The organism is Streptosporangium canum (assembly GCF_900113865.1).
GTDB classification, from domain to species: domain Bacteria; phylum Actinomycetota; class Actinomycetes; order Streptosporangiales; family Streptosporangiaceae; genus Streptosporangium; species Streptosporangium canum.
In genome coordinates, this window is the sequence record NZ_FOQY01000023.1 from 96,841 (window position 1) to 118,829 (window position 21,989).

The 21,989-nt window shown below is 70.8% G+C and carries 20 protein-coding genes and 1 tRNA gene; 9 read left to right on the forward strand and 12 right to left on the reverse strand.

Features of this window, described 5'->3' with window-relative positions; genetic code table 11:
• Positions 1-253 precede the first annotated feature (253 nt).
• The 6 genes from BM085_RS28535 (at position 254) to BM085_RS28560 (ending at position 6,925) form a co-directional block, all read left to right on the forward strand.
• The gene (locus tag BM085_RS28535) at positions 254-1,600 is read left to right on the forward strand and encodes a YveK family protein (RefSeq protein WP_093889963.1); all 1,347 of its coding nucleotides are present in this window, start codon (positions 254-256) and stop codon (positions 1,598-1,600) included.
• Complete coding sequence (locus BM085_RS28540; protein ID WP_093889964.1) at positions 1,597-2,889, forward strand: O-antigen ligase family protein; 1,293 nt, start codon at positions 1,597-1,599, stop codon at positions 2,887-2,889. Before BM085_RS28535 ends, BM085_RS28540 begins: the two co-directional genes overlap by 4 nt.
• Positions 2,886-3,785, forward strand: coding sequence for a hypothetical protein (locus BM085_RS28545; RefSeq protein ID WP_093889965.1), 900 nt, complete (start codon positions 2,886-2,888; stop codon positions 3,783-3,785). Before BM085_RS28540 ends, BM085_RS28545 begins: the two co-directional genes overlap by 4 nt.
• Positions 3,782-4,639 carry a sulfotransferase family protein gene (locus tag BM085_RS28550; RefSeq protein WP_093889966.1) on the forward strand — a complete coding sequence of 286 codons (858 nt, stop codon included), beginning with the start codon at positions 3,782-3,784 and terminating at the stop codon, positions 4,637-4,639. Before BM085_RS28545 ends, BM085_RS28550 begins: the two co-directional genes overlap by 4 nt.
• Positions 4,640-4,721: 82 nt before the next feature.
• Positions 4,722-6,026, forward strand: a complete 1,305-nt coding sequence (locus tag BM085_RS28555) for a lipopolysaccharide biosynthesis protein (RefSeq protein WP_093889967.1) — start codon at positions 4,722-4,724, stop codon at positions 6,024-6,026.
• The gene (locus BM085_RS28560; protein WP_093890000.1) at positions 6,023-6,925 is read left to right on the forward strand and encodes a sulfotransferase; all 903 of its coding nucleotides are present in this window, start codon (positions 6,023-6,025) and stop codon (positions 6,923-6,925) included. Before BM085_RS28555 ends, BM085_RS28560 begins: the two co-directional genes overlap by 4 nt.
• Before the next feature lie 132 nt (positions 6,926-7,057).
• Here the strand turns inward: BM085_RS28560 and BM085_RS28565 are convergent, their stop codons facing one another.
• The 7 genes from BM085_RS28565 to BM085_RS28595 all read right to left on the reverse strand — a co-directional run bounded on the left by BM085_RS28565 (position 7,058) and on the right by BM085_RS28595 (position 14,669).
• Entirely contained in the window at positions 7,058-7,870 is an 813-nt protein-coding gene (locus BM085_RS28565; RefSeq protein ID WP_245789750.1) for a WecB/TagA/CpsF family glycosyltransferase, read from the reverse strand.
• Between the two features lie 26 nt (positions 7,871-7,896).
• A complete protein-coding gene (locus tag BM085_RS28570; protein WP_093889969.1) occupies positions 7,897-8,838 on the reverse strand; it encodes a glycosyltransferase family 2 protein in 942 nt (313 codons plus the stop codon).
• Positions 8,835-9,794 (reverse strand): sulfotransferase, encoded by a 960-nt coding sequence (locus BM085_RS28575; protein WP_093889970.1) that lies wholly within the window; start codon positions 9,792-9,794, stop codon positions 8,835-8,837. The genes BM085_RS28570 and BM085_RS28575 overlap by 4 nt, the downstream gene beginning before the upstream one ends.
• Positions 9,795-10,119: 325 nt before the next feature.
• Positions 10,120-11,382 (reverse strand): sulfate adenylyltransferase subunit CysN, encoded by a 1,263-nt coding sequence (gene cysN / locus BM085_RS28580; protein ID WP_093889971.1) that lies wholly within the window; start codon positions 11,380-11,382, stop codon positions 10,120-10,122.
• 118 nt (positions 11,383-11,500) lie between these two features.
• Positions 11,501-12,415: a sulfate adenylyltransferase subunit CysD gene (cysD, locus tag BM085_RS28585; RefSeq protein WP_031163329.1), complete on the reverse strand. Its 915-nt coding sequence runs from the start codon at positions 12,413-12,415 to the stop codon at positions 11,501-11,503.
• Positions 12,416-12,435: 20 nt separating this feature from the next.
• Complete coding sequence (locus BM085_RS28590) at positions 12,436-13,203, reverse strand: 3'(2'),5'-bisphosphate nucleotidase CysQ (RefSeq protein ID WP_093889972.1); 768 nt, start codon at positions 13,201-13,203, stop codon at positions 12,436-12,438.
• Entirely contained in the window at positions 13,203-14,669 is a 1,467-nt protein-coding gene (locus BM085_RS28595; protein ID WP_093889973.1) for a sugar transferase, read from the reverse strand. Before BM085_RS28595 ends, BM085_RS28590 begins: the two co-directional genes overlap by 1 nt.
• A 75-nt stretch (positions 14,670-14,744) precedes the next feature.
• Here BM085_RS28595 and BM085_RS28600 point away from each other — a divergent pair, with 75 nt between their 5' ends.
• On the forward strand, positions 14,745-15,290 hold the full coding sequence (locus tag BM085_RS28600; RefSeq protein ID WP_245789751.1) for a 3'-5' exonuclease family protein: 546 nt from the start codon (positions 14,745-14,747) through the stop codon (positions 15,288-15,290).
• 12 nt (positions 15,291-15,302) lie between these two features.
• Here the strand turns inward: BM085_RS28600 and pth are convergent, their stop codons facing one another.
• The 5 genes from pth to BM085_RS28625 all read right to left on the reverse strand — a co-directional run bounded on the left by pth (position 15,303) and on the right by BM085_RS28625 (position 19,407).
• The gene (gene pth, locus BM085_RS28605) at positions 15,303-15,908 is read right to left on the reverse strand and encodes an aminoacyl-tRNA hydrolase (protein WP_012894976.1); all 606 of its coding nucleotides are present in this window, start codon (positions 15,906-15,908) and stop codon (positions 15,303-15,305) included.
• Between the two features lie 63 nt (positions 15,909-15,971).
• A complete protein-coding gene (locus BM085_RS28610) occupies positions 15,972-16,580 on the reverse strand; it encodes a 50S ribosomal protein L25/general stress protein Ctc (protein WP_093889975.1) in 609 nt (202 codons plus the stop codon).
• Between the two features lie 163 nt (positions 16,581-16,743).
• A complete protein-coding gene (locus BM085_RS28615) occupies positions 16,744-17,721 on the reverse strand; it encodes a ribose-phosphate diphosphokinase (RefSeq protein WP_093889976.1) in 978 nt (325 codons plus the stop codon).
• Positions 17,718-19,169 (reverse strand): bifunctional UDP-N-acetylglucosamine diphosphorylase/glucosamine-1-phosphate N-acetyltransferase GlmU, encoded by a 1,452-nt coding sequence (gene glmU, locus BM085_RS28620; protein WP_093889977.1) that lies wholly within the window; start codon positions 19,167-19,169, stop codon positions 17,718-17,720. Before glmU ends, BM085_RS28615 begins: the two co-directional genes overlap by 4 nt.
• 163 nt (positions 19,170-19,332) lie before the next feature.
• A tRNA-Gln gene (locus tag BM085_RS28625) sits at positions 19,333-19,407 on the reverse strand.
• A gap of 324 nt (positions 19,408-19,731) precedes the next feature.
• Between BM085_RS28625 and BM085_RS28630 the strand changes: the two genes are divergently transcribed.
• Positions 19,732-20,673 carry an acyl-CoA desaturase gene (locus BM085_RS28630; protein WP_093889978.1) on the forward strand — a complete coding sequence of 314 codons (942 nt, stop codon included), beginning with the start codon at positions 19,732-19,734 and terminating at the stop codon, positions 20,671-20,673.
• 229 nt (positions 20,674-20,902) lie between these two features.
• Complete coding sequence (locus tag BM085_RS46960; RefSeq protein WP_281249876.1) at positions 20,903-21,967, forward strand: TetR family transcriptional regulator; 1,065 nt, start codon at positions 20,903-20,905, stop codon at positions 21,965-21,967.
• Positions 21,968-21,989 lie beyond the last annotated feature (22 nt).

A 21,989-nucleotide genomic window follows, 5' to 3' on the forward strand; every position in this document is an offset into this window, starting at 1 on the left:
GCTTGCACATTTCTTGACTTTGTCCGGAGCACACCCTCCCACCCTCCGGACGTGCCATGTCACGGACTTTGCCGGTCCGTTCCGCAGTCACCCGACGGGAGGCGGGAAATGTCGGATAAACGATAGTTATCGCACCGTGATTAGCAGGGTCAATCTGAAGAAAATCTTGTGTAATGGATCGGGGAAATGGCTACCCGACCTATAGTTCCTAGGGTTCTGAAGCGCCGACGCCGCCCGAAAGGGACCGCAACGTATGAGCCTGCCACCGGACACCCCCGTCCGCCGCTCCGGTGGAGATCTGGCGGACCACGCCTCCCCCGTCCGCCGCTCCGGTGGAGATCTGGCGGACTACGCCTCCCTCGTCCGCCGCAGATGGCCGATCCTGCTGTTCTTCCTCGCGGCCGGGCTCGGCGGCGGCGTCGCCCTGCTCCGGCTCACCCCGCCCGCCTACACCGCCACCGCCCAGGTGCTGGTCTCCCCGACGGGCCTCGCCGAACAGACCAACCAGGTCACCAACCGGCAGCGCGAGCCGCTCAACCTCGACACCGAGGTGCAGATCGCCCAGTCCGCCGTGGTCGCCAAGAAGGCCCGAGCCCTGCTCAGGAGCACGCCGGAGCCCGTCGACGTCTCCGTGCCGCCCAACACCTCGGTTCTGGAGATCTCCTACACCGCCACCGACCCGCGCGTCGCGGCCGCCGGGGCCGGCGCCTACGCGCAGGCCTATCTGGCCAACCGGGAGGAGTCCGCCACGCAGGCACTGGACGCCCAGCTCAAGGCGCTCCTCGCCAAGCTCAAACAGGTCAACGCCAGCCTGGTCACGGTGGCGGACACGCTCCCCGGCCTGGCGCGGGGGACGGCGGAGCGGACCATCGCCCTGCAGCGGCAGAACGTGCTCAACCGCCAGGTCTACAACCTCACGATCAGATACGACGCGCTCAGGACCGTCCCCGTCACCCCGGGTTCGGTGATCAGCGAGGCGGTCGCCCCGGCCGAGCCCAGCGCCCCCAGCCCTCCCCTGCATCTGGGCAGCGGCCTCATGATCGGCCTGCTCGCCGGGGTCGGCGCCGCCTGGGTCCGCGACCGCCTCGACACCAGGATCCGCACGGGCTCCGACCTCAGGCGCCTGACCGGCCTTGACGTCCTCAGCGCGGAGGAGATCGGAGAGCTGACGGACGGCGCGGGGAGCGCCGTGCTGCTGATCACCGTGCCGGGGACGTCCTCGCGTGACGTGGCACAGGCCGTACGCGGTCTCAACGAGCGCAGGATCCCCGTGCTCGGCGCGCTCGCCGCCCCACCGGCCGGGCCGTCGGCCGTCTCGGGCGCCCAGCCCCCGGAGGGCGGACGAGCCTCGGAGAGCGGACGGCCCCCGGAGAGCGGACGGACTCCGAGGACGGGACGGACCTCGAAGACCGGCCGGGTTCCGAAGACCCGCCGGACCCGCGCCCCCGCCCCTGCCCCGGCTGCCGCCTCCGCGCCCGCGCCCGTCTCCTCCGACGGGACGGCCCACCCCGTCACCGGAGGCCGGCCCGCGCCGGCCCAGGCCCCCCTGCCGTCGCAGCCGCACCCGCCCGCGGCCGACAAGATGGTCTTCCCGACGTGAGAGGCCTCCATCCGGCGGCCTGGCCGATCGCCGCCCTGCTCGTCGGCTACCCCATCTGGTGGGCGCTGGGCTTCGGCGGCCTGTCGGTGATCGTGCTGGCCCCGCCGATGGCACTGGCCCTGTGGCGGCGGCGGCCGATCAGGGCACCGCGCGGGTTCGGGCTCTGGCTGCTGCTGCTGGCGGGCTACCTGGTCAGCGCGCTCATGCTCGACGAGATGCCGCCGGACACCTACGGCGAGCTCGGCGCCGGACGGGTGATCGGCTACCTGATGCGCCTGCTCCTCTACGTCTCACTGATGATCATGGTCCTCTACCTGGGCAACCTGACCGAGCGGGAGCTGCCGCAGCTCACCCTCGTACGGATGCTCGGCGTGCTGTTCGTCACGACCGTCGCCGGCGGCCTGCTGGGCGTGCTGGTCCCCCGGGCCGACTTCACCTCGCCGGTCGAGCGGATCCTGCCCCACTGGATCAGCGGCAACTCCTTCGTCCACAACCTGATCCACCCCACCGCCGCCCAGGTGCAGAAGGTGCTCGGCCACTCCTCCCCGCGCCCGGAAGCCCCGTTCGAGTGGGCCAACGCCTGGGGCAGCAACGTCTCGGTGCTGCTCATCTGGTTCGTGGTCGGCTGGTGGGTGTACGGCGGGCCGCGCAGGCGCCTGGCCGTGGCCCCGCTGATCGCGCTGGCCGCCGTCCCGATCGTCTACTCCCTCAACCGCGGCCTCTGGATCGGCCTGGGCGTCGCCACCGCCTACCTGTTCCTGCGCCTGGGCACGAGGGCCCGCGTCGTGGTCCTGTCCGCCACCGCCTGCGGGGCGCTGGTGTTCTTCCTCAGCCCGCTGCAGGCGATGGTGGCCCAGCGGCTGGACAGCCCGCACAGCAACGACATCCGGGCCTTCACCGTCACGGCGACCGTCGCGGCGGCGGCCACCTCACCGATCATCGGCTACGGCAACACCCGCAACGCGATGGGCAACCACCGCACGGTCACCACCGGGAAGACCGGCTGGTGCGACGTCTGCGGCCACCCTCCGCTGGGCAGCGACGGCCAGCTCTGGCACCTGATGATCACGCAGGGATTCGTCGGAGCCGCGCTCTACGTGGCGTTCTTCGCCGGGGCCGTCCGCCGCCACTGGCGCGACCGGAGCCCGATCGGCCTGGCCGGAGTCCTGGTGATGATCCTCACCCTGCTCTACATGTTCGTCTACGACGGGCTGGTCACGCCGCTCAACCTGTATCTGATCTCATTCGCGCTGCTCTGGAGGAACTCAATGGCGAGCGGGGCCGCATGAACGACGCCCGCGTCCGGCTGCGCTACCTCGACGAGACCGTCGGCCTGCTGTTCCCCGGCTCCGGCGGGCGCCGGCCGTACAGCGTGCTGCCCCACCCCCTGCTGCCCCGCAGGCTGGCGCCCCGCGCGTGGTGGCATCCCGGCAGGAAGGTCATGGTCGCGTCGGACGAGGACACGATCGAGACCTATCTCAGCGAGGTGCTGAGCGCCCCCGTCAGAATCGTGCTGCACGTCCGGCCCGCCCTGCGGGCCAACCGCAAGCCGATCCTGGAGGCCCGCGCCCCGGACGGGCTGGCCGCCTTCGTGAAGATCGGCGACACCGACCGGAGCCGCGAGCTCATCGCGAACGAGGCGCGGGCGCTCGACCTGCTCGCCGGCGTGCCGCTGAAGACCGTCGTCCCCCCGGCCGTGCTGCACCACGGCTCCTGGCGCGGCCTGTCCGTGCTCGCGCTGACCCCGCTCCCGGTACGGCGAGGCCGGATCCCCGAAGACCTGCTCGTCGAGGCGGTCGGCGAGATCAGCCGGATATCCGGCCACGGGTCCGCCTGGCACGGCGACTTCTCGCCGTGGAACATCGCACGCGGAGCGGACGGGCGGCTGCTGGTCTGGGACTGGGAGCGGTTCGCCACCGGCGTGCCACTCGGCTTCGACGCCGTCCACCACTTCTTCCAGCGCGCCCTGCGCCGCACCCGCCCGGCGACCGCGGCACGGGCCTGCGTGGCACAGGCCCTGCCGATCCTGGCCCCGTTCGGGCTGTCGGCGGCGGAGGCCAGGCTGACCGCGATCCGCTACCTGATCGCGCTGGCCGACCGGCACGCGGCCGACGGTCACGCCCCGCTCGGCCCGGCCGAGCACTGGCTCAACCCCGCCGTCGACTTCGAGGAGGCCCTGACGTGAGAGCCAGGATGAAGCGTTCCGTCCACGCCTTGTCGCGGACCGCCGGACGCCTCACCTCCGGGAGCCGGGTGCTGCCCTCCTTCCTGATCGCCGGGGCGCAGCGCTCCGGCACCACCTCGCTCTACCGGGCGCTGGCCCAGCACCCGCTGATCCTCAAGCCCGTCCTCCACAAGGGCGTCCACTACTTCGACGTGGCCTACGACCGCGGCCTGCCCTGGTACCGGGCGCACTTCCCGCTGCAGGCCACGGCCTCCCGGCTGGCGCGCCGGTACGGCTGCCGCCCCCAGGCCTTCGAATCGTCGCCCTACTACCTGTTCCATCCGCTCGCCTGCCCCCGGATCGCCTGGGACCTGCCAGGTGTGAAGGTGATCGTGCTGGTCCGCGACCCGGTGGAACGCGCCTTCTCCGCCCACGCCCACGAGCTGGCCCGGGGCTTCGAGAACGAGACCTCCTTCGCCAGGGCGGTGGAGCTGGAGGAGAGCCGGCTGGCCGGGGCGGTGGAGGGGCTGTGCGCCTCCCCCTACTCGGTGAACCACGCCCACCGCCACCACGCCTACCTGGCCAGGGGGCGCTACGCCGAACAGCTCGCCCCGCTGGAGCCGCTGATCGGCCGGGACCGGGTGCTCGTCCTGGACAGCGGGCGGTTCTTCACCGAACCGGAGACCGTCTACGACCGGGTGCTGGAGTTCCTCGGACTGCCGCACATCGGCGACCCGGTGTTCGAACGGCACAACCCCCGGCCCCGGCCCACGCCGATGCCCGAGCCGCTCCGCCGCGAGCTGACCGACCGCTTCGAGGAGTCCGACGCCCTGCTGACCTCATGGCTCGGCACGGAGCCGACATGGCGGCGCTGACCTCTCCCGGCGCGCCCCCGCCGGACGGCGCACCCCCCGACAGGGCGACACGGCTGCCGCTGCCTCAGGACGAAGGGCCGCCATGGCGGCGCTGACCCTGCCCCGGCTGCCCCGGCTGCCCCGGCTGAACGGGTCCGCACGGGGCGGGCTGGCCGGGCTGGCCGGGGCCGCGACCGCCGCCGCCGCGCAGTTCGCGGTGGTCGTGCTGGTCACCCGGGAGGCCGGCCAGGAGGCCGCGGGCACCTTCTTCGCGGCGACCGCGCTGTGCCTGATGGCCGCCGGCATCCTGCGGATGGACGCCGGCAACGGGCTGATCTACTTCATCGCCCGCTCCCGGCCGTTCGGATACCACTGCACCTCCGGCTACGTCCGCGCGGCGCTCGTCCCGGTGGGGACGCTCTCGCTGGTCACCGGGGTGGTGGCCCTGCTCAGCACCCCCGACCCCACGGTCCGGGTGCTGGCCGCGGCGCTGCCGGTGGTGGTGTGCGCGGACGTCGTGGTGGCCGCGACCCGCGGGTTCGGCGCGATGCGGCCGACCGTGCTGCTGGACGGCGTGCTCCAGCCGGTGGCCCAGCTCGTGCTGGTCTCGGCCGTGGTGGTGGCGGGGGCGGGGTCGGTGCCACTGCTCGCGGCGGCCTGGGCCCTGCCGGCCCTGCCGGTCCTGCTGCTGTCGGCGATCTGGCTGCGCCGGCGGCTGCCGTACACGTCCTACCTGCCGGGGACGGCGCACGACCTGTGGCGCTACACCTGGCCCCGGTCGATGGCCGCCGGGATCCAGGCGGTGTTCCAGCGACTCGACATCGTGGTCGTGGCGATGCTCGCCGGGCCGGTCGAGGCCGCGATCTACACCGCCGCCACCCGATTCAAGATCGTGGGTCAGCTCGCCAACCAGGGGCTGACCCAGGCCGTGCAGCCGAGGCTGGTGCGCGCGCTGGCCGCGGGAGACCTGGCGCGCGCCCGCGAGCTGTACCAGTCGACCACCATGTGGCTGGTCCTGCTGACCTGGCCGATCTGGCTGGGCTACGCCGTGCTCGCGCCGTGGCTGCTCGGCCTGTTCGGCGACGGCTACGCCTCCGGCGTCCCGGTAGCACTCGTGCTGGCCGCGACGATGACGCTCGCCACCGCCTGCGGCATGGTCGACGTGGTGCTGACCTCCGCCGGACACACCGGCTCCAGCCTGGCCAACCTGGTCGCCGCCATCACGGTGACGGTGGCGCTGGACGCGCTGCTGGTGCCGTCCTGCGGGGCGTCCGGCGCCGCCCTCGGCTGGGCCGGGGGCATGCTGGTCAAGAACCTGCTCCCGCTGTGGCAGATCCATCGCCGGTACGGCCTACGCCCCTTCGGCGTCCACAGCCTGGCCGCCCTGAAGTCGTGGCGGGCACGATGACGCCCGTACTGGTGACCGGGCTGCCCAGGAGTGGGACGAGTTGGACGGGCAAGATGCTCGCGGCGGGCGGCGAGCTGGTCTACGTCAACGAGCCGCTGAACCCCCAGCACCCGCCCGGGCAGTGCCCGGGGGTGCTCAACGCCCAGGTCACCCACCGTTTCCAGTACATCTGCCCGGACAACGACGAGACCTGGCTGCCCGCCTTCGCCGACACCGTCGCACTGCGCTACCGGTTCCTGGCCGAACTGCGCCGCAACCGCTCGCCGTACGACCTGGCGAGGATGCTCCGGTACGGCACGGCGTTCACGCTCGGCCGGCTGACCGGGCGCCGGGCGCTGCTGGACGACCCGTTCGCGCTGTTCTCGGCCGGCTGGTTCGCCGAGCGGCTCGGCTGCCGGGTGGTCATCCTGCTCCGCGATCCCGTGTCGTTCGTCGGGAGCTGGCAGCGGCTGGGCTGGACGATCTACTTCCACGAGCTGCTCGAACAGCCGTTGCTGATCCGGGACCACCCGCACCTGGAGGAGCTCCGCCCGCTGGTGGGCTGCCAGGACCGCATCGCCAAGGCCGTCGCCCTGTGGCGGGCGGCCCGGACCGTCGCCGCCGACCTGGCCGCGCGGCACCCGGGGATCCTGCTGGCCCGCTACGAGGAGCTGGCCGCCGATCCGCTGCGGGGCTTCCGCCGCCTGTACGACTGGTCGGGCCTGACCTGGACCACCCGCGCCGAGGAGCGCATCTCCCGCGCGTGTACGGCAGCCGCCACCGGTGCCGGCGGCTTCGCCTGGAGCGGTCTTTCCCGCACCGCCTACCGGCCGATGGACTCCCGCCGGGCCCTGGCCACGGCGGCCGGCCGGCTGACCCCGGAGGAGACCCACCGGGTCAGGGATCTGGCCTCCCGGTAGGCCTCGCCATCTCCTCGCGCGTGACCACCGGGAGAGGGCCCACCGGGAGAGGGGCCGGTGGGAGAGGGCCCACCGGGAGAGGGGCCGGTGGGAGAGGGGGCGGTGGGAGAGGAGCCGCAGGCAGAGGCCCCCTCAGGAGAACAGCCGCCGGAGCAGGCAGGCGGTGAGCAGCCAGAGCGCGAACGGCAGGTCGTGGAGCAGATATCGGCGGGCCAGCCGGCCGGGCTCGTTGAGCAGCCGGAAGAGCCACTCCAGCCCGGCCCGCTGCATCCACTGGGGCGCCCGGCGCACCGCACCGGCGGCGAACGCGATGGCCGAGCCGCATCCGACGAACCAGGTGCCGGGCAGGTCCTTGCGGAGCATCCCGATGAGCCGGTCCTGCTTGGGGAAGCCGAGCCCGACGAAGACCAGCCGGGGCCCGGCTGCCACCACGGCGTCCCTGACCTTCGCGTAGCTCTCGGAGTCGGCCTCGAACCCGTACGGCGGGGCGTCGGTCCCGGCGACGAGCAGCCCGGGATGGCGGGCGGTCAGCCGGCCGGCCGCCTGCGCGGCCACCCCCGGCGGCCCGCCCAGCAGGTAGATCGGGTAGCGGTAGAAGGTGGCGGCCTCCGCCAGGGACCAGATCAGATCGGCGCCGGCCACCCGGCTGGGGACGGGCGTGCCGAGCAGCTTCGCCGCCCACACCAGCGGCATGCCGTCGGCCACCACGAGGTCGGCCTCCTCGATGATCCCGCGCACCTCGGAGTCGCGGGCGGCGGCCCAGCTGATGTCCACGTTCGGGGTGACGAGGTGACCGCCCTCACCGCGTTTCAGCGCGTCGACCACGTGGTCGACGACCTCGCTCTCGGTCATCGGATCGATCGCCAGGCCGGCTACGTGCACCCTGCGGCGGAGCCGCCTGCGGGTGGCCTTGTCCGGTCGCGGCCGCTGGCGCGGGACGCTCAACGTCTCATGGACGGTCCTGAACGCCATCAGATGCCGTGCCCGCGGTGCTGCAGCGTGCTGAGCACGGCCTGGGCCGACACCAGGCCCGCCGCCACGGCGAGCGCGATGGGCGCGCGGGGTTCGCCGTGCCGCGCGGCGAACGCCCGCCAGGCCCAGCGGCCCGCCTCCCGCCGCCGGCCGAGGGCGGCGTGGTGGAAGGCGAGTTGACCGTAGACCCGCGCCGCGCCGCGCGGATCCACGGCCAGATCAGGATGCCGGGCGAGCATCCACTCCAGCCCGGCGATTCGATCGGCCCAGCGGGTCACGTACAGGGAGCCGCCCCAGCGGACGTGCACCAGGGGACGGTCGACATGCACGATCGGGTGGCGCGCGGCGGCGCGCAACGCCAGGTCCCAGTCCTCGTTCTGGCCGTTGGGGGCACTCTCGTCGACCCAGAGGGTGCCCCGCCGGAACAGGAACGTCGAGGAGTGGACCATCACCATGCGCGAGCGCACCAGATGGGCACGGGTGACCAGGTCGGTCCCGGCGAGACGGGGAACGCGGCGGGAGCCGTACTCGACCTCGATGGCGCAGCTGGAGAACTCCGCATCCGGCTCCGCCTCCAGGGCGGCGACCTGGGCGCTGAGCTTGCCGGGCAGCCACTGGTCGTCGTCGTCGCAGAAGGCCACCAGGTCGGTGCCGAGCGCCGCGATGCCCGTGTTGCGCGCCCCGGGCAGGCCGGGGCTGAGCCGGTTGGCCACCACCCGGACACCGCGTGCCCCCGCCGTCTGCCTCCGGGGCGCCGGAACCCGGCCGGCCAGCAGGTCGGCCACCTGGTCGACGACCGAGACCGGGTCGCCGTCGTCCACGACGATGACGACCTCCACCGAGCCGGAATGATCCTGACCGAGCGCCGCGCGCGTGGCCGAGCGCAACTGGTCGGGCCGGCGCCCTCTTGTGGGGATGACCACACCCACCGATGGACTCACGCGAGCCTCCCGCGATAGCCGTACTTGTGCATGAGTGGCCAGGTCAGTGCGGCGACCAGGCGTTGGTGCCGGCCCGAGGCGGCGGTGCGCCAGCCCTCGTCCGGGGTCAGCCCGATCCGGCCGACCGTGAAGCGCATGGGGTTGCCCGAGGCCGTGTGGGCCATCGAGAGCTCGGCCCCGCCGTCGGCGAGGAAGTCCAGGCGGGGCCGGAGCCCGATCCTGGCGACCAGGCGCCTGAGCGTGTCGGCGGGGGCTCCGAGGAGGTCCTCGTAGCGGATCCGGGTGACGGAGACGCCCCGGCGTGCCAGGAGTTCCAGGCTGAGGTTCTGGGCCAGCCAGTGCAGCGAGGTCCGGGCCGGCGACCAGCGGGTCATCGGGCGGCCGTCCTCGGGGCGCGCGACCCGCCGGTGCCAGGAGTGCGCGACCGCCCGGGGGTCGCGGACGACGTGCACGACATGCACGTCGACTCCGGCGGCGGCCAGGCAGAAGGCCAGGGAGGCGTGCTTGCTGGAGTCGATCACGATCGGGCAGCCGGCGACCTCGCCCGCCGCGTCGTACAGGCGGCGATGGGCGGCGGCGTACTCGCTCAGCTCGGCCATGCCGGAGGACGGCCAGCCGCCGTCGCCCGGCCGCCCCTCGGTGAGGAACTGGGCCAGGACGGGGATGCGCCGGGTGCGGTCCACCCGATGCCGGAGTGCCAGCACCCGGTGGGCCAGACCCTCCGACCAGCCGCCGAAGGCGCGCTCGCCGACCTTGCGCCAGAACGGGCACGAGCCGAACGGCTCGCGGCATCCGCACGCCTCGTCCGCCAGCACGCCCCGCGCCCAGAGGTGAACGACCTCTCCGAGCGGCACGACGCCGGGCACCTCACCGAGGAGGCGCTCCAGCAGAGTGGTGCCGCTACGGCCGAGGCCGCCCACGAAAACGACCCTGGCGGGGACGGGACTATCAGACACAGGCACGAATCCTTACCCGACGGATACGGAACGTGCCGACAATAGCGCGGAGAGTAACCAACCGGTCAGAGAACAGACAAAGGATCTACCTGGGCGGGCTGTGAGCCGCTCCGCGGACCTCCACGGACGCGAAGACGACGGCGTCGACTGCGGGTACGTCGACGCGCTGTGAGCCGCTCCGCGGACCTCCACGGACCCCTCGGCGTCGGAGCGCGGGCTCCGGACCGTCCCGGCAGCACGACGGCCCCCTCCCCCGCGCCGTTGTCGTCGGCGACGTCGGCGGAGAGGGCCGGCGTGGTGTCTGCGGTGACCGCCCGGGACGGGCCTACTTCGCCTCGACGATCATCCCGGCGCCGACGGTGTTGCTGGTGGACTCGTCCACGAGGATGAAACCGCCGGTGAGGCGGTTTCTCGCGTAGTCGTCCACGAACAGCGGCTGGGTGATGCGGAGCGAGACGCGGCCGATCTCGTTCAGGCCGAGTGACTGGGCCGACTCGTCACGGTGCAGGGTGTTGACGTCCAGCCGGTAGTGCAGGTCGCGGACCAGGGCGCGGGCCGTCCGGGTGGTGTGCTTGATGGTCAGCTTGGTGCGCGGCCCCAGCTTGGTGACGTCGCTCATCCAGCAGATCATCGCCTCCAGCTCCTGGGCCACGTGCGGCTGGTTGTTCGGACGGCAGATCATGTCGCCGCGCGAGATGTCGATGTCGTCCTCCAGCCGGAGGGTCACCGACATCGGCGCGAACGCCTCCTCCACCGGCCCGTCGAAGGTGTCGATCGACGCGATCCGCGTGACCAGGCCCGAGGGCAGGTGCATCACCTCGTCACCCGGCTTCAGCACGCCGCCGGCGACCTGGCCCGCGTATCCCCGGTAGTCGTGGAGGGCGGGATCGGTGGCCCGCTGTGGCCGGATGACGTACTGGACGGGGAAACGCACGTCGACCAGGTTCCGGTCGGAGGCGATGTGCACGTGCTCCAGGTGGTGCAGCAGGGAGGAGCCGTTGTACCAGGGCATGCTCTCCGAGCGCGACACCACGTTGTCGCCGTGCAGGGCCGAGATCGGGATGAACGTCAGGTCGGGCGCGTTCAGCTTGGCGGCGAAGGAGGTGAACTCCTCACGGATCTCCTCGAACCGCTCCTGCGAGTAGTCGACCAGGTCCATCTTGTTCACGGCCAGCACCAGGTGCGGGACCCGCAGCAGCGTGGTCAGGAACGCGTGCCGCCGCGACTGCTCCAGCACGCCCTTGCGCGCGTCGATCAGGACGATCGCCAGGTCGGCCGTGGACGCGCCGGTGACCATGTTCCGGGTGTACTGGATGTGCCCGGGGGTGTCGGCGATGATGAACTTGCGCTTGGGCGTGGCGAAGTAGCGGTAGGCCACGTCGATCGTGATGCCCTGCTCCCGCTCGGCCCGCAGGCCGTCGGTGAGCAGCGACAGGTCGGTGTATTCGGTGCCGCGGTCGCGGGAGGTGCGCTCGACCGCCTCAAGCTGGTCTTCGAAGATCGCCTTGGAGTCGAAGAGCAGCCGTCCGATGAGGGTCGACTTTCCGTCGTCGACGCTTCCCGCCGTGGCAAAGCGAAGGATGTCCATCAGAACTGCTCTCCAGAGGTCGTACGGCTTTCGCGGGAAGACTGCGTCGGAAGTGGCCCTCGGCTCTCGCCCGGCCGGCCCTCCGCGAGGGCCGGCCGACGCGACAGAAGATCACGCACTAGAAGTAGCCCTCCTTCTTGCGGTCTTCCATGGAGGCCTCGGAGGCCCGGTCGTCGGCGCGGGTGGCACCGCGCTCGGTGATCCGGGTGGCGGCGATCTCGCTGATGATCTCCTCGACCGTCGCGGCGGCCGACTGGACGGCCCCGGTGCAGGTCACGTCGCCGACGGTGCGGTAGCGGACGACGCTCTCGAAGAGCTGCTCGTCCTCGTCGCGGGTGATGAACTCGCTGTCGGCCAGCAGCATGCCGTCACGCTCGAACACCTTGCGCGTGTGCGCGTAGTAGATCGACGGGATCTCGATGCCCTCACGCCGGATGTAGTCCCAGATGTCGAGCTCGGTCCAGTTGGACAGCGGGAACACCCGGATGTGCTCACCCTTGCGGATCTTGGAGTTGTAGAGGTTCCACAGCTCCGGCCGCTGGCTCTTCGGGTCCCACTGACCGAACTCGTCGCGGAAGGAGAACACCCGCTCCTTGGCGCGGGCCTTCTCCTCGTCGCGGCGGGCGCCGCCGAACACCGCGTCGTACTCGTTGTCCTCGATCGCGTCCAGCAGCGTGGTGGTCTGCAGCCGGTTGCGGGAGGCCCTGCGGCCGGTCTCCTCGGCCACCCGGCCGGCGTCGATGGAGTCCTGGACGCTGGCCACGACCAGCCGTGCGCCCAGCTCCTCGGCCCGGCGGTCGCGGAACTCGATGACCTCGGGGAAGTTGTGGCCGGTGTCCACGTGCATCAGCGGGAAGGGGATCGGCGCGGGCCAGAACGCCTTCTCGGCGATGCGGAGCATGACGATGGAATCTTTACCACCGGAGAAGAGCAGACACGGACGCTCGAACTCGGCCGCCACTTCACGCATGATGTGAATGGCCTCTGCCTCGAGGACATCGAGCTGCGACGTGGTGTAGTCGCACTGGAGCATCAGACTCTCCTAGCGGGAATTTATCGGTGCAGATCCCGGATTCCAGCGAGCAACGTTGGCGCTAGTCCCGGTAGGGAAACAAGGATATCCGGCAATGAAGGGTCGCCCTGGTTATACGTCAGGGGCGAGCCGTCGATACGGCTGGCGTGGGCTCCGGCGGCGAGGGCCACGGCGACCGGCGCGGCGGAGTCCCATTCGTACTGACCACCGGCGTGCACGTAGGCCTCGACCTCGCCGGTGAGCACCGCGGAGATCTTGGCGCCGGCCGATCCGATCGGGACCAGGTCGGCGCCGGCGAGGCGGGCCAGGTTCTGGACGAACTCCGGCGGCCGGGTCCGGCTGACCGCGATCCGCGGCCTGGCCTCCGGCCGGACGGCGGGCAGCACGGGGGGTTCGAGGGTCGACAGGGTCCGGCCCTGGGCGGGCAGCGCCACCGCCCCGGCGCTCAGCCCGCCGTTCTCCCAGAGCGCCACGTGGACCGCCCAGTCACCACGCCCCTCCTCGGCGAACTCGCGGGTGCCGTCCAGGGGGTCGACGATCCAGACCCGCTCGGCCTTGAGGCGCCGGGGGTCGAGACGCTCTTCCCGGGTCGCCTCCTCCGACAGCACACTGTCACCTGGACGCAACCGCGCCAGGGCGTCCATCAGGAACACGTGCGCGGAGGCGTCGCCCTCCTTGCGGAGCGTGGAGGGGTCGGCGAACCCTTCCTTCTCCCGCAGGGCGAGCAGCCTCTCACCGGCCTCTGTCGCCAGGTCCGTGGCGAGAACGTGATCGTCGCGAATCGTCATCAGTATGCTCCAGCCCCTCGCGCGACAGCCGACCAAGTCTTCCACAGGATCTGCAGGTCCAGCGTGAGGGACCAATTCTCCACATAACGCAAATCCAGCCGCACCGATTCCTCCCAAGATAGGTCAGATCGCCCACTTACTTGCCAAAGGCCGGTCATCCCCGGCTTGACCAGCAGCCTGCGCCGGACGTCGTCGCCGTAACGGGCGACCTCGTCGGGCAGCGGAGGCCGGGGGCCGACCAGCGACATGTGACCGAGCAGCACATTGATCAACTGGGGCAGCTCGTCGAGGGAGTGACGGCGCAGCCGGGCGCCCAGCGGGGTCACCCGAGGATCCTTGCGAATCTTGAACAGCACGCCCTGTCCGTCTCCGGAGAGGTCGATCCGCTGCCGCTCGGCGTCGGCGCCCATCGTCCGGAACTTGTAGATCGTGAACTCGGTGCCGCCCCGGCCCACCCGGGTCTGCCGGAAGAACGCGGGCCCGGGACCCGACATCCGCACGGCCGCCACCAGGCCGACGAGGAGCGGCAGCAGCGCCACCAGCAGCAGCCCCGCCCCGACCCGGTCGAAGAGGTTCTTGACCACCTGGCGCAGGCCCGCGATCTCGGGGTGGTCCACGTGCAGCAGCGGCAGCCCGGCCGCCGGGCGGATCGTGATGCGCGGCCCGGCCACCTCCATCAGCGCCGGGGCGACGACCAGGTCGGTGTCGGTCTTCTCCAGACGCCAGGCCAGCCGCCGCAGCGCCAGGCCGTCCATCTCCGGGCAGGCCAGCACGGCCACGGTGTCGGCCGCGATCTGCCCGACCACGAGCGGGACGTCGGAGAGGTCGCCCAGGACCGGGACCCCCTCCACGTCGCCCATGCCGTCACGCGGCATGCAGACCCCCACGACCTCCATGCCGTGGTAGCGCTCCCGGCGGAACCGGCGGATCAGCTCGGCGGTCGCGGCCCGGTGGCCGACCGTCACGACCCGCCGCATGCAGCGCCCGCGCGCCCGCCTCCGGTGCAGGGAGCGGCGCAGGCCGTAGCGCGCGAGGAGGGTGAGCAGCGTCGTCAGCGGCAGCGCCAGCACCACGTAGCCGCGGGCCACATCGGTCTTGGTCACGTAGGCGCCGACGGCGAGGGCGGCGGTGAGCATGAAACCGCACTGGAAGACCCGCTGGAACTCCTCCGGGCCCAGGCCGAACAGGCGGGGCTCGTAGGCGCGGTTCAGCGCGACCGCGCAGATCCAGACGGCGGGGAGCGCGGCGCTCAACATCACGTAGGGAGTGACGTAGGGAGTAACCTCGCCGAAGCGGACGAACAGCGCCAGGAAGCCCGCGAGGGAGGCGGAGCCCATGTCGGCGGCGACGGCTCGCGCCCGGTATCCGCGCACCCAGCCCGGCATACGCGGACGGGTCGCCGGCACCGGTCTCGGCGTCGCCTGGACGACGGTAACGTCGCGCACGCGCTCCCCCTGCGTAGCCATTCGTGGACGGACAGTCACTGGATGTTAGCGGGCAGAAGAAAGGCCGGAGGGTTGAAGACCGAAACGTATATCTCTGTGGATATTGAAGCGGATGGCCCGATCCCCGGGCCGTATTCGATGGTCAGCTTCGGCATGGCCGTGGCCGGGCGGATGACCGGGAAGGCCTTCGAACCCGTCGATCCGCAGATCCACACCTTCTATGCCGAGCTGAAGCCGATCAGCGGGGACCACGTGCCCGAGGCGCTGGCCGTCAGCGGGCTCGACCGGGAGACGCTGATCCGCGAGGGCGCGGAGCCCTCCGCGGCGATGAAGGGCGCCGCCGGGTGGATCCGCGAGGTGTGCGGCAACAGCACTCCGGTGCTGGCGGCCTACCCGCTCGCCTACGACTGGATGTGGATGTACTGGTACTTCATGCGCTTCGACGGCGTCTCACCGTTCGGGCACTCGCGCTGCCTGGACATCAAGACGCTCTACGCCGCCAAGGCGGGCGTGCCCATCGGCTGGGCCACCAAGCGGCAGATGCCCAGACACCTGCTCTCCTCGCGGCCGCACACCCACAACGCGCTCGACGACGCGATCGAGCAGGCGGAGCTGCTGCAGAACCTGATGGCCCTCACCTGAGCGCGCCGCCGGCTACCTGGGAGGTCCGGAGACGTTCAGGTCGCCGGCGTGGAAGGTGTTCTGGGTCGGCTCAAGGCCCGAGGTGATCAGCGACTCGACCATGTCGGCCGCCCGGTCGACCAGGAACGGCAGGTCCTTGCGCTCGGCGGTGGCGAAGTCCCGCAGGACGTAGGCGGCGGCGTCCATCCGGCCGGGCGGGCGGCCGATGCCGAACCGCACCCGCAGGTAGTCCTTGGTGGCCAGGGACTTGGTGATCGACTTCAGTCCGTTGTGACCGTTGTCCCCGCCGCCCAGCTTGGCCCGGAGCGCGCCGTAGGGGATGTCCAGCTCGTCGTGGACCGCGATCACGCGCGCCGGGTCCACCTTGTAGAAGTCGGCCAGGGCCTTGACCGGTCCGCCCGAGAGGTTCATGAAGGACAGGGGCTTGGCCAGCACCGCCGGGGCGCCCGCCAGGCGGCCCTCCAGCACCTCGGCCCGCGACCTGTGGACCTTGAAGCGCCCGCCGGCCCGCGCGGCGAGCTCGTCGAGCACCATGAAACCCGCATTGTGCCGGTTCCCGGCATACTCCGGCCCGGGATTCCCCAGGCCAACGACCAACCAGCGGTCCACGGTCGGCATCCCTTCATATGCGCGTCAGGGCAGCCCGGTGCCGGACTGCCCTGACAGGTGTAGCAGAGAAAACTACTCGGCGGCCTCGGCGGACTCGCCCTCGGCGGCCGCAGCGGGCTCACCCTCGGCGGCCTCGGCCTCCGGCTCGGCGGTCGGCGCCGCGGTGACGTGCAGGACCAGCGTCTCCGGGTCGGCGATCAGGCTGGTGCCCTCGGGCAGCTTCAGGTCGCCGGCCGTGAACTGGGTGCCGATCTCCATGCCCTCGACGTCGACCTCGACGCCCGTCGGGATGTGGGTGGCCTCGGACTCGACCGAGACGGAGACGAGCTGCTGGTCGAGGATGCCGTCGGCCACCTCGCCCACCACGGTGACGGGGATGTCGATGGTGACCTTCTCGCCGCGCTTGACGAGGAGGAGGTCGACGTGCTCCAGGAAGCCCTTGATCGGGTCGCGCTGGACGCCCTTGGGCAGGGCCAGCTCGGCGGCCGCGCCCTCGAGGCGGATCAGCACGTTCGGCGTGCGCAGGGCGAGCAGGAGCTCGTGACCCGGGAGGGTCAGGTGCTGCGGGTCCGTGCCGTGCCCGTAGAGGACGACGGGAACCTTGTTCTCGCGACGGATCTTGCGAGCGGCGCCCTTGCCGAACTCGTTGCGCGACTCGGCCTTGATGACTACTTCGGACACGACGGATCTCCTAGGGATCTTCGACGGATGGAAAGGTGCGTTCCCCCTCACCCGCCCTAGCGGAAGGCGTTACGAACGCACGCAATCTGCATAGCCTACCGGTGTATTGCCGGGCTCCGCCCCGCGACGCGGGGTCACGGCGCCCGGCGCCCTCCCTCGCGGGTCAGCTGTCGCCCTCGAACAGGCTCGTCACCGAGCCGTCGCTGAAGACCTCGGTGATCGCGCGGGCGATCAGCGGGGCGATCGACAGCACGGTGAGCTTGTCGAACCTCTTCTCCTCGGCGAGCGGCAGCGTGTTGGTGACGATCACCTCGGAGATCTTGGAGTTCTTCAGCCGGTCCACCGCCGGGTCGGAGAACACCGCGTGGGTGGCGGCCACGAGCACGTTGGTGGCGCCCTGCTCGTACAGCGCGTCGGCCGCCTTGCAGATCGTGCCCGCGGTGTCGATCATGTCGTCGATCAGCACGCAGGTACGGCCGCGCACCTTGCCGACGACCTCGCTCACCTTCACCTGGTTGGCGACGTCGAGATCACGGCGCTTGTGGATGAAGGCCAGCGGGGTGCCCAGCGTGTCGGCCCACCGCTCCGACAGCCGCACCCGGCCGGTGTCGGGCGAGACGATCGTGGTCGTCTCCAGGTCGAGCTTGTCCTTGAGGTAGTTGAACAGCACCGGCATGGCGAACAGGTGGTCCACCGGGCCGTCGAAGAAGCCCTGGATCTGGGAGGTGTGCAGGTCGATCGACATCAGCCGGTCGGCGCCCGCGGTCTTGAACATGTCGGCCATCAGGCGGGCGGTGATCGGCTCGCGGCCCCGGCCCTTCTTGTCCTGGCGGGCGTAGCCGAAGAACGGCATGATCACGGTGATCCGCTTGGCGGAGGCGCGCTTGAGCGCGTCCACCATGATCAGCTGCTCCATGATCCACTTGTTGATGGGCCCGGTGTGGCTCTGGATGACGAACGCGTCACATCCCCGGACCGACTCCAGGTAGCGGGCATAGATCTCGCCGTTGGCGAAGTCACGCAGCGCGGTGGGGGTCATCTCCACCCCGAGATGGCTGGCCACCTCCGCCGCGAGATCCGGATGCGCGCGCCCGGAGAAGAACATCAGGTTCTTCTCGCCGGTCTGCTTGATGCCACTCACGACTTGCTCCCCTGCTGATTCCCGGTCTCGGCGGCCCGCAGCGCCGCCTCGGCCGATTTGGTGCCCGCGCGCCTGCGCGCGACCCACCCTTCAATGTTGCGCTGCCGTCCCCGGGCCACGCCGATCGCCCCTGGCGGGACGTCGTTGTCGATGACCGAGCCCGCGGCAGTGTAGGCGCCGTCGCCGATGTTCACCGGCGCGACGAGCATGGTGTCGCACCCGACGAAGGCGTGCTCGCCCACCGTCGTGCGGCGCTTGTTGACCCCGTCGTAGTTGACGAAGATCGTCGAGGCGCCGATGTTGGCCCCGGCGCCGATCGTGGCGTCGCCGACGTATGTCAGGTGGGGAACCTTCGCACCCTCGCCCACCTGCGCGTTCTTCATCTCGACGTAGGTCCCGGCCTTGGCCTTGCGGGCCAGCACGGTGCCGGGCCGCAGGTAGGCGTAGGGCCCCACCAGAGCCTCGGGGCCGATCTCGGCCTCGACGCAGACGGCGTTGCGGACCACCGCGCCCGCGCCGACGACCGTGTCGGTCAGCGTCGTGGCCGGGCCGATCTCGGCGCCCTCGGCGACGGCCGTACGGCCGTGCAGCTGGGTGCCGGGATGGATCACCACGTCCTGTTCCAGGGTCACGTCCACGTCCACCCACGTGGTGGCCGGGTCGACCACCGTGACCCCCGCGCGCATGTGGGTCTCCAGCAGTCGGGAGTTGAGCACCTCGCGGGCGAAGGCGAGTTGCACGCGGTCGTTGACGCCCTCCACCTCGACGTAGTCGGCCGCGATGTGCGCGCCGACGCGGTGACCGTCCTCCCTCAGGATGGACAGGACGTCGGTGAGGTACTCCTCGCCCTGGACGTTGGAGGTGGACACCCGCTTGACGGCGTCGGCCAGCAGGGGCCCGTCGAAGGCGTAGACCCCGGAGTTCATCTCCCGGATCGCCCGCTGCTCGGGGCTGGCGTCCTTCTCCTCGACGATCTCCAGGACCGCCCCCGTGGTGTCACGGATGATCCGGCCGTAGCCGTACGGGTTGGGGACCTCGGCGGTGAGGACGGTGACGGCGTTGCCGTCCCGCCCGTGCCGCTCCAGGAGCGTGGCGAGGGTCTCGGCGCGCAGCAACGGCGTGTCCCCGTAGGTCACCAGGACGGTGCCGTCGATGCCTCCGGTTGTTTCCAGCACGATCCTGACGGCGTGGCCGGTCCCCCTCTGCTCGGCCTGTACGACCGCCTGCGCGTCGGGGCTGGTCCGCGTCAGGTGCGCCTGGACCCGCTCTCGTTCGTGACCTATGACAACAATGAGCCGCTCGGGTTCGAGACCTCGAGCGGCGGTGAGCATGTGGTCGACCAGGGTACGGCCGCACAGCTCATGCAGGATCTTGGGCGTTTTCGACTTCATCCGGGTTCCCTCGCCTGCGGCGAGGACGATGACGGCGGCCGGGCGCGGCACACTCACGGACGAGGCTCCCTCGGCGTCGCGGCTGAGACATGACAAAGCGGGATGCCAGATGGCTACCACGAGGGCATCGCCTGGTCACCCACTCGACAACGTGAGGATACCTTCCCCGCCGAGAACCCACCCAGCCGACCAGCCCGATCAATAAAACGGATGTAAGGGATGGCTCCGGCACCAGGACTCGAACCTGGACAACAAGGACCAAAACCTTGCGGGCTGCCAATTACCCAATGCCGGATCAACCTGGCGGATCGAACGGGGTCCGAACGCCCGGCCCCCCTACGATACCGAGCCCTTGATATCAAACGCGCCTCGTTTTGGGTCTCCATCGACCATAGAGGCGATCAAGTGGGGGAACGATCGCTCGCAGACGGCGGCGGACACACCGTTTAGCAGGTCAAGCCGGTGGTAGACAAGACATGAAACCACTACGGGATCCACCGGTGAGAGTCAGCTTCCCTCCATTAGTTACTTAGGGATTCCTAACTTACGATGGCGTAGGTTACGGTGGCGTAGCCAGTCGAAGCCCACCATTTTTCACCGAGCCTCCGCGAGGTAGCGCATGACCGTCACGGCAGAACGCCCTGCTCCGGGCCCCAAACCAGACGCCGATCCCGAGCCGAAGACCAAACCCGAGATCATCGTCTTCGGGGTGATCGTGGCCGCGCCGCTGATCGCCCTGATCGCCGCCGTTCCCTTCGCCTGGGGATGGGGGCTGGGCTGGAGCGACATCGTGATCGCCGGCGTCTTCTACGTCATCACCGGCCTGGGCGTGACCGTCGGCCTGCACCGCCACTTCACCCACGGCTCCTTCAAGGCCAAGCGCCCGCTGAAGCTCGCGCTGGGCGTCGCCGGCAGCCTCTCCCTGGAGATGTCGGTGCTGGACTGGGTGGCCACCCACCGCAAGCACCACAAGTTCTCCGACAAGGAGGGGGACCCGCACTCGCCGTGGCGGTTCGGGACCGGCTTCCGGGCCGTGACCAAGGGGCTGCTCTGGGCGCATATGGGCTGGCTGTTCGAGACCGACCGGGCCAACCGTGAGAAGTACGCCCCGGACCTGGTCAAGGACCCGGACATCGTCAAGCTCCACAAATACTTCCCGGTGCTGGCGATCACCTCGCTGGTGCTCCCCGGGCTGCTGGGCGGCCTGCTGACCATGTCGTGGTGGGGCATGGCGACCGGCTTCTTCTGGGGCACGCTGGTCCGGATCGGGCTGCTGCACCACGTGACCTGGTCGATCAACTCCATCTGCCACGTCTTCGGCGAAGAGGTCTTCGAGTCGCGCGACAAGTCGCGCAACGTCTGGTGGCTGGCCATCCCCTCGTTCGGCGAGTCCTGGCACAACCTGCATCACTCCGACCCCACCTGCGCCCGGCACGGCGCGCTCAAGGGCCAGATCGACCTCAGCGCGGGCGTGATCCGCTGGTTCGAGAAGGCCGGCTGGGCCTACGACGTCCGCTGGCCGACTCCCGAGCGGCTGGCGGCGAAGCGCATTGCCGCCTGACGGCTCTACGGGGGCCGCCCTGGCGGCCCGCGTACCCCCCACCCCATCCGACAGTCCCACGGAGACCGCCTCGCCGGCCCGCGCCACGCCCGCCCCGCCCAGGAGCCCCGTAGGGGCCGCTCCGGCATCCGGCGCCGCGCCGGCACCGCCCGGCGATGGCACGGAGGCCGCCCCGGCGGCCCGGAGCGTGGTTCCCGCCTCACAACCGGGGAGCGCCATTATTAGAACCGTGAGCGAACCCCGACGACGCATGTCAGGCAAGGAACGCCGGGAGCAGCTGATCCAGATCAGCAGGACCCTGTTCGCGGAGAAGGGTTTCGACGGCACATCGGTCGAGGAGATCGCGGCCACCGCGAATGTCTCCAAGCCGGTGGTCTACGAACATTTCGGCGGTAAGGAGGGTGTCTACGCGGTCGTCGTCGACCGGGAGATGCAGAAGCTGCTGGCCATGGTGACGGAGGCGCTCTCCGCCTCGCACTCGCTGATCAAGCTGGAACGGGCCGCGCTGGCGCTGCTGGCCTACGTGGAGGAGAACAGCGAGGGCTTCCGCATCCTGGTCCGCGACTCGCACGCGGCCTCCGGGACGGGCACGTTCGCCAGCCTGATCAACGACATCGCCAGCCAGGTCGAAGACGTGATGGTCGACGAGTTCGCGGGGCGGGGCTACGACCCGAAGCTGGCGCCGATGTACGCCCAGATGCTGGTCGGCATGGTGGCGCTGACCGGGCAGTGGTGGCTGGACGTGCGCAGGCCCCCTCGCGAGGAGGTGGCCGCGCACCTGGTCAACCTGGCATGGAACGGCCTCGTCGGGCTGGACCCGCGGCCCCGGCTGACCGCCTCCTCCCGCGGCATGGAACAGCGGCGCGCGCCGCTGCCGCCACGCCCGACCGACAAGGAACTGCGGGAGATGGGCAAGGCCCGCGAACGCGAGGCCAAGGAGCAGGAGAAGGCCCGCGAGCGCGAGGCCAAGGAGCAGGAGAAGCTGGCCCGGGACCAGGAGAAGGCGCGGCTCCGGGAGCAGCGCGAGCTGGAGAAGGCCCGCGAACGGGAGTTCCGCGAGCAGGAGCGGCTCTTCAAGGAGCAGGAGAAGGTCCGCGAGCGCGAGGCCAAGGAGCAGGAGAAGGTCCGCGAGCGCGAGGCCAAGGAGCAGGAGAAGGTCCGCGAGCGCGAGGCCAAGGAGCAGGAGAAGATCCGGATGCGGGAGGCCAAGGCCGCCGAGCGGGAGGCCGTACGGCAGACCGGGGACACCGATCGTCCCGGCGAGGGGCGAGAGAAAATCGAATCAAGCGAGTAAGCAACAGCGGCAGTTGAGCCTG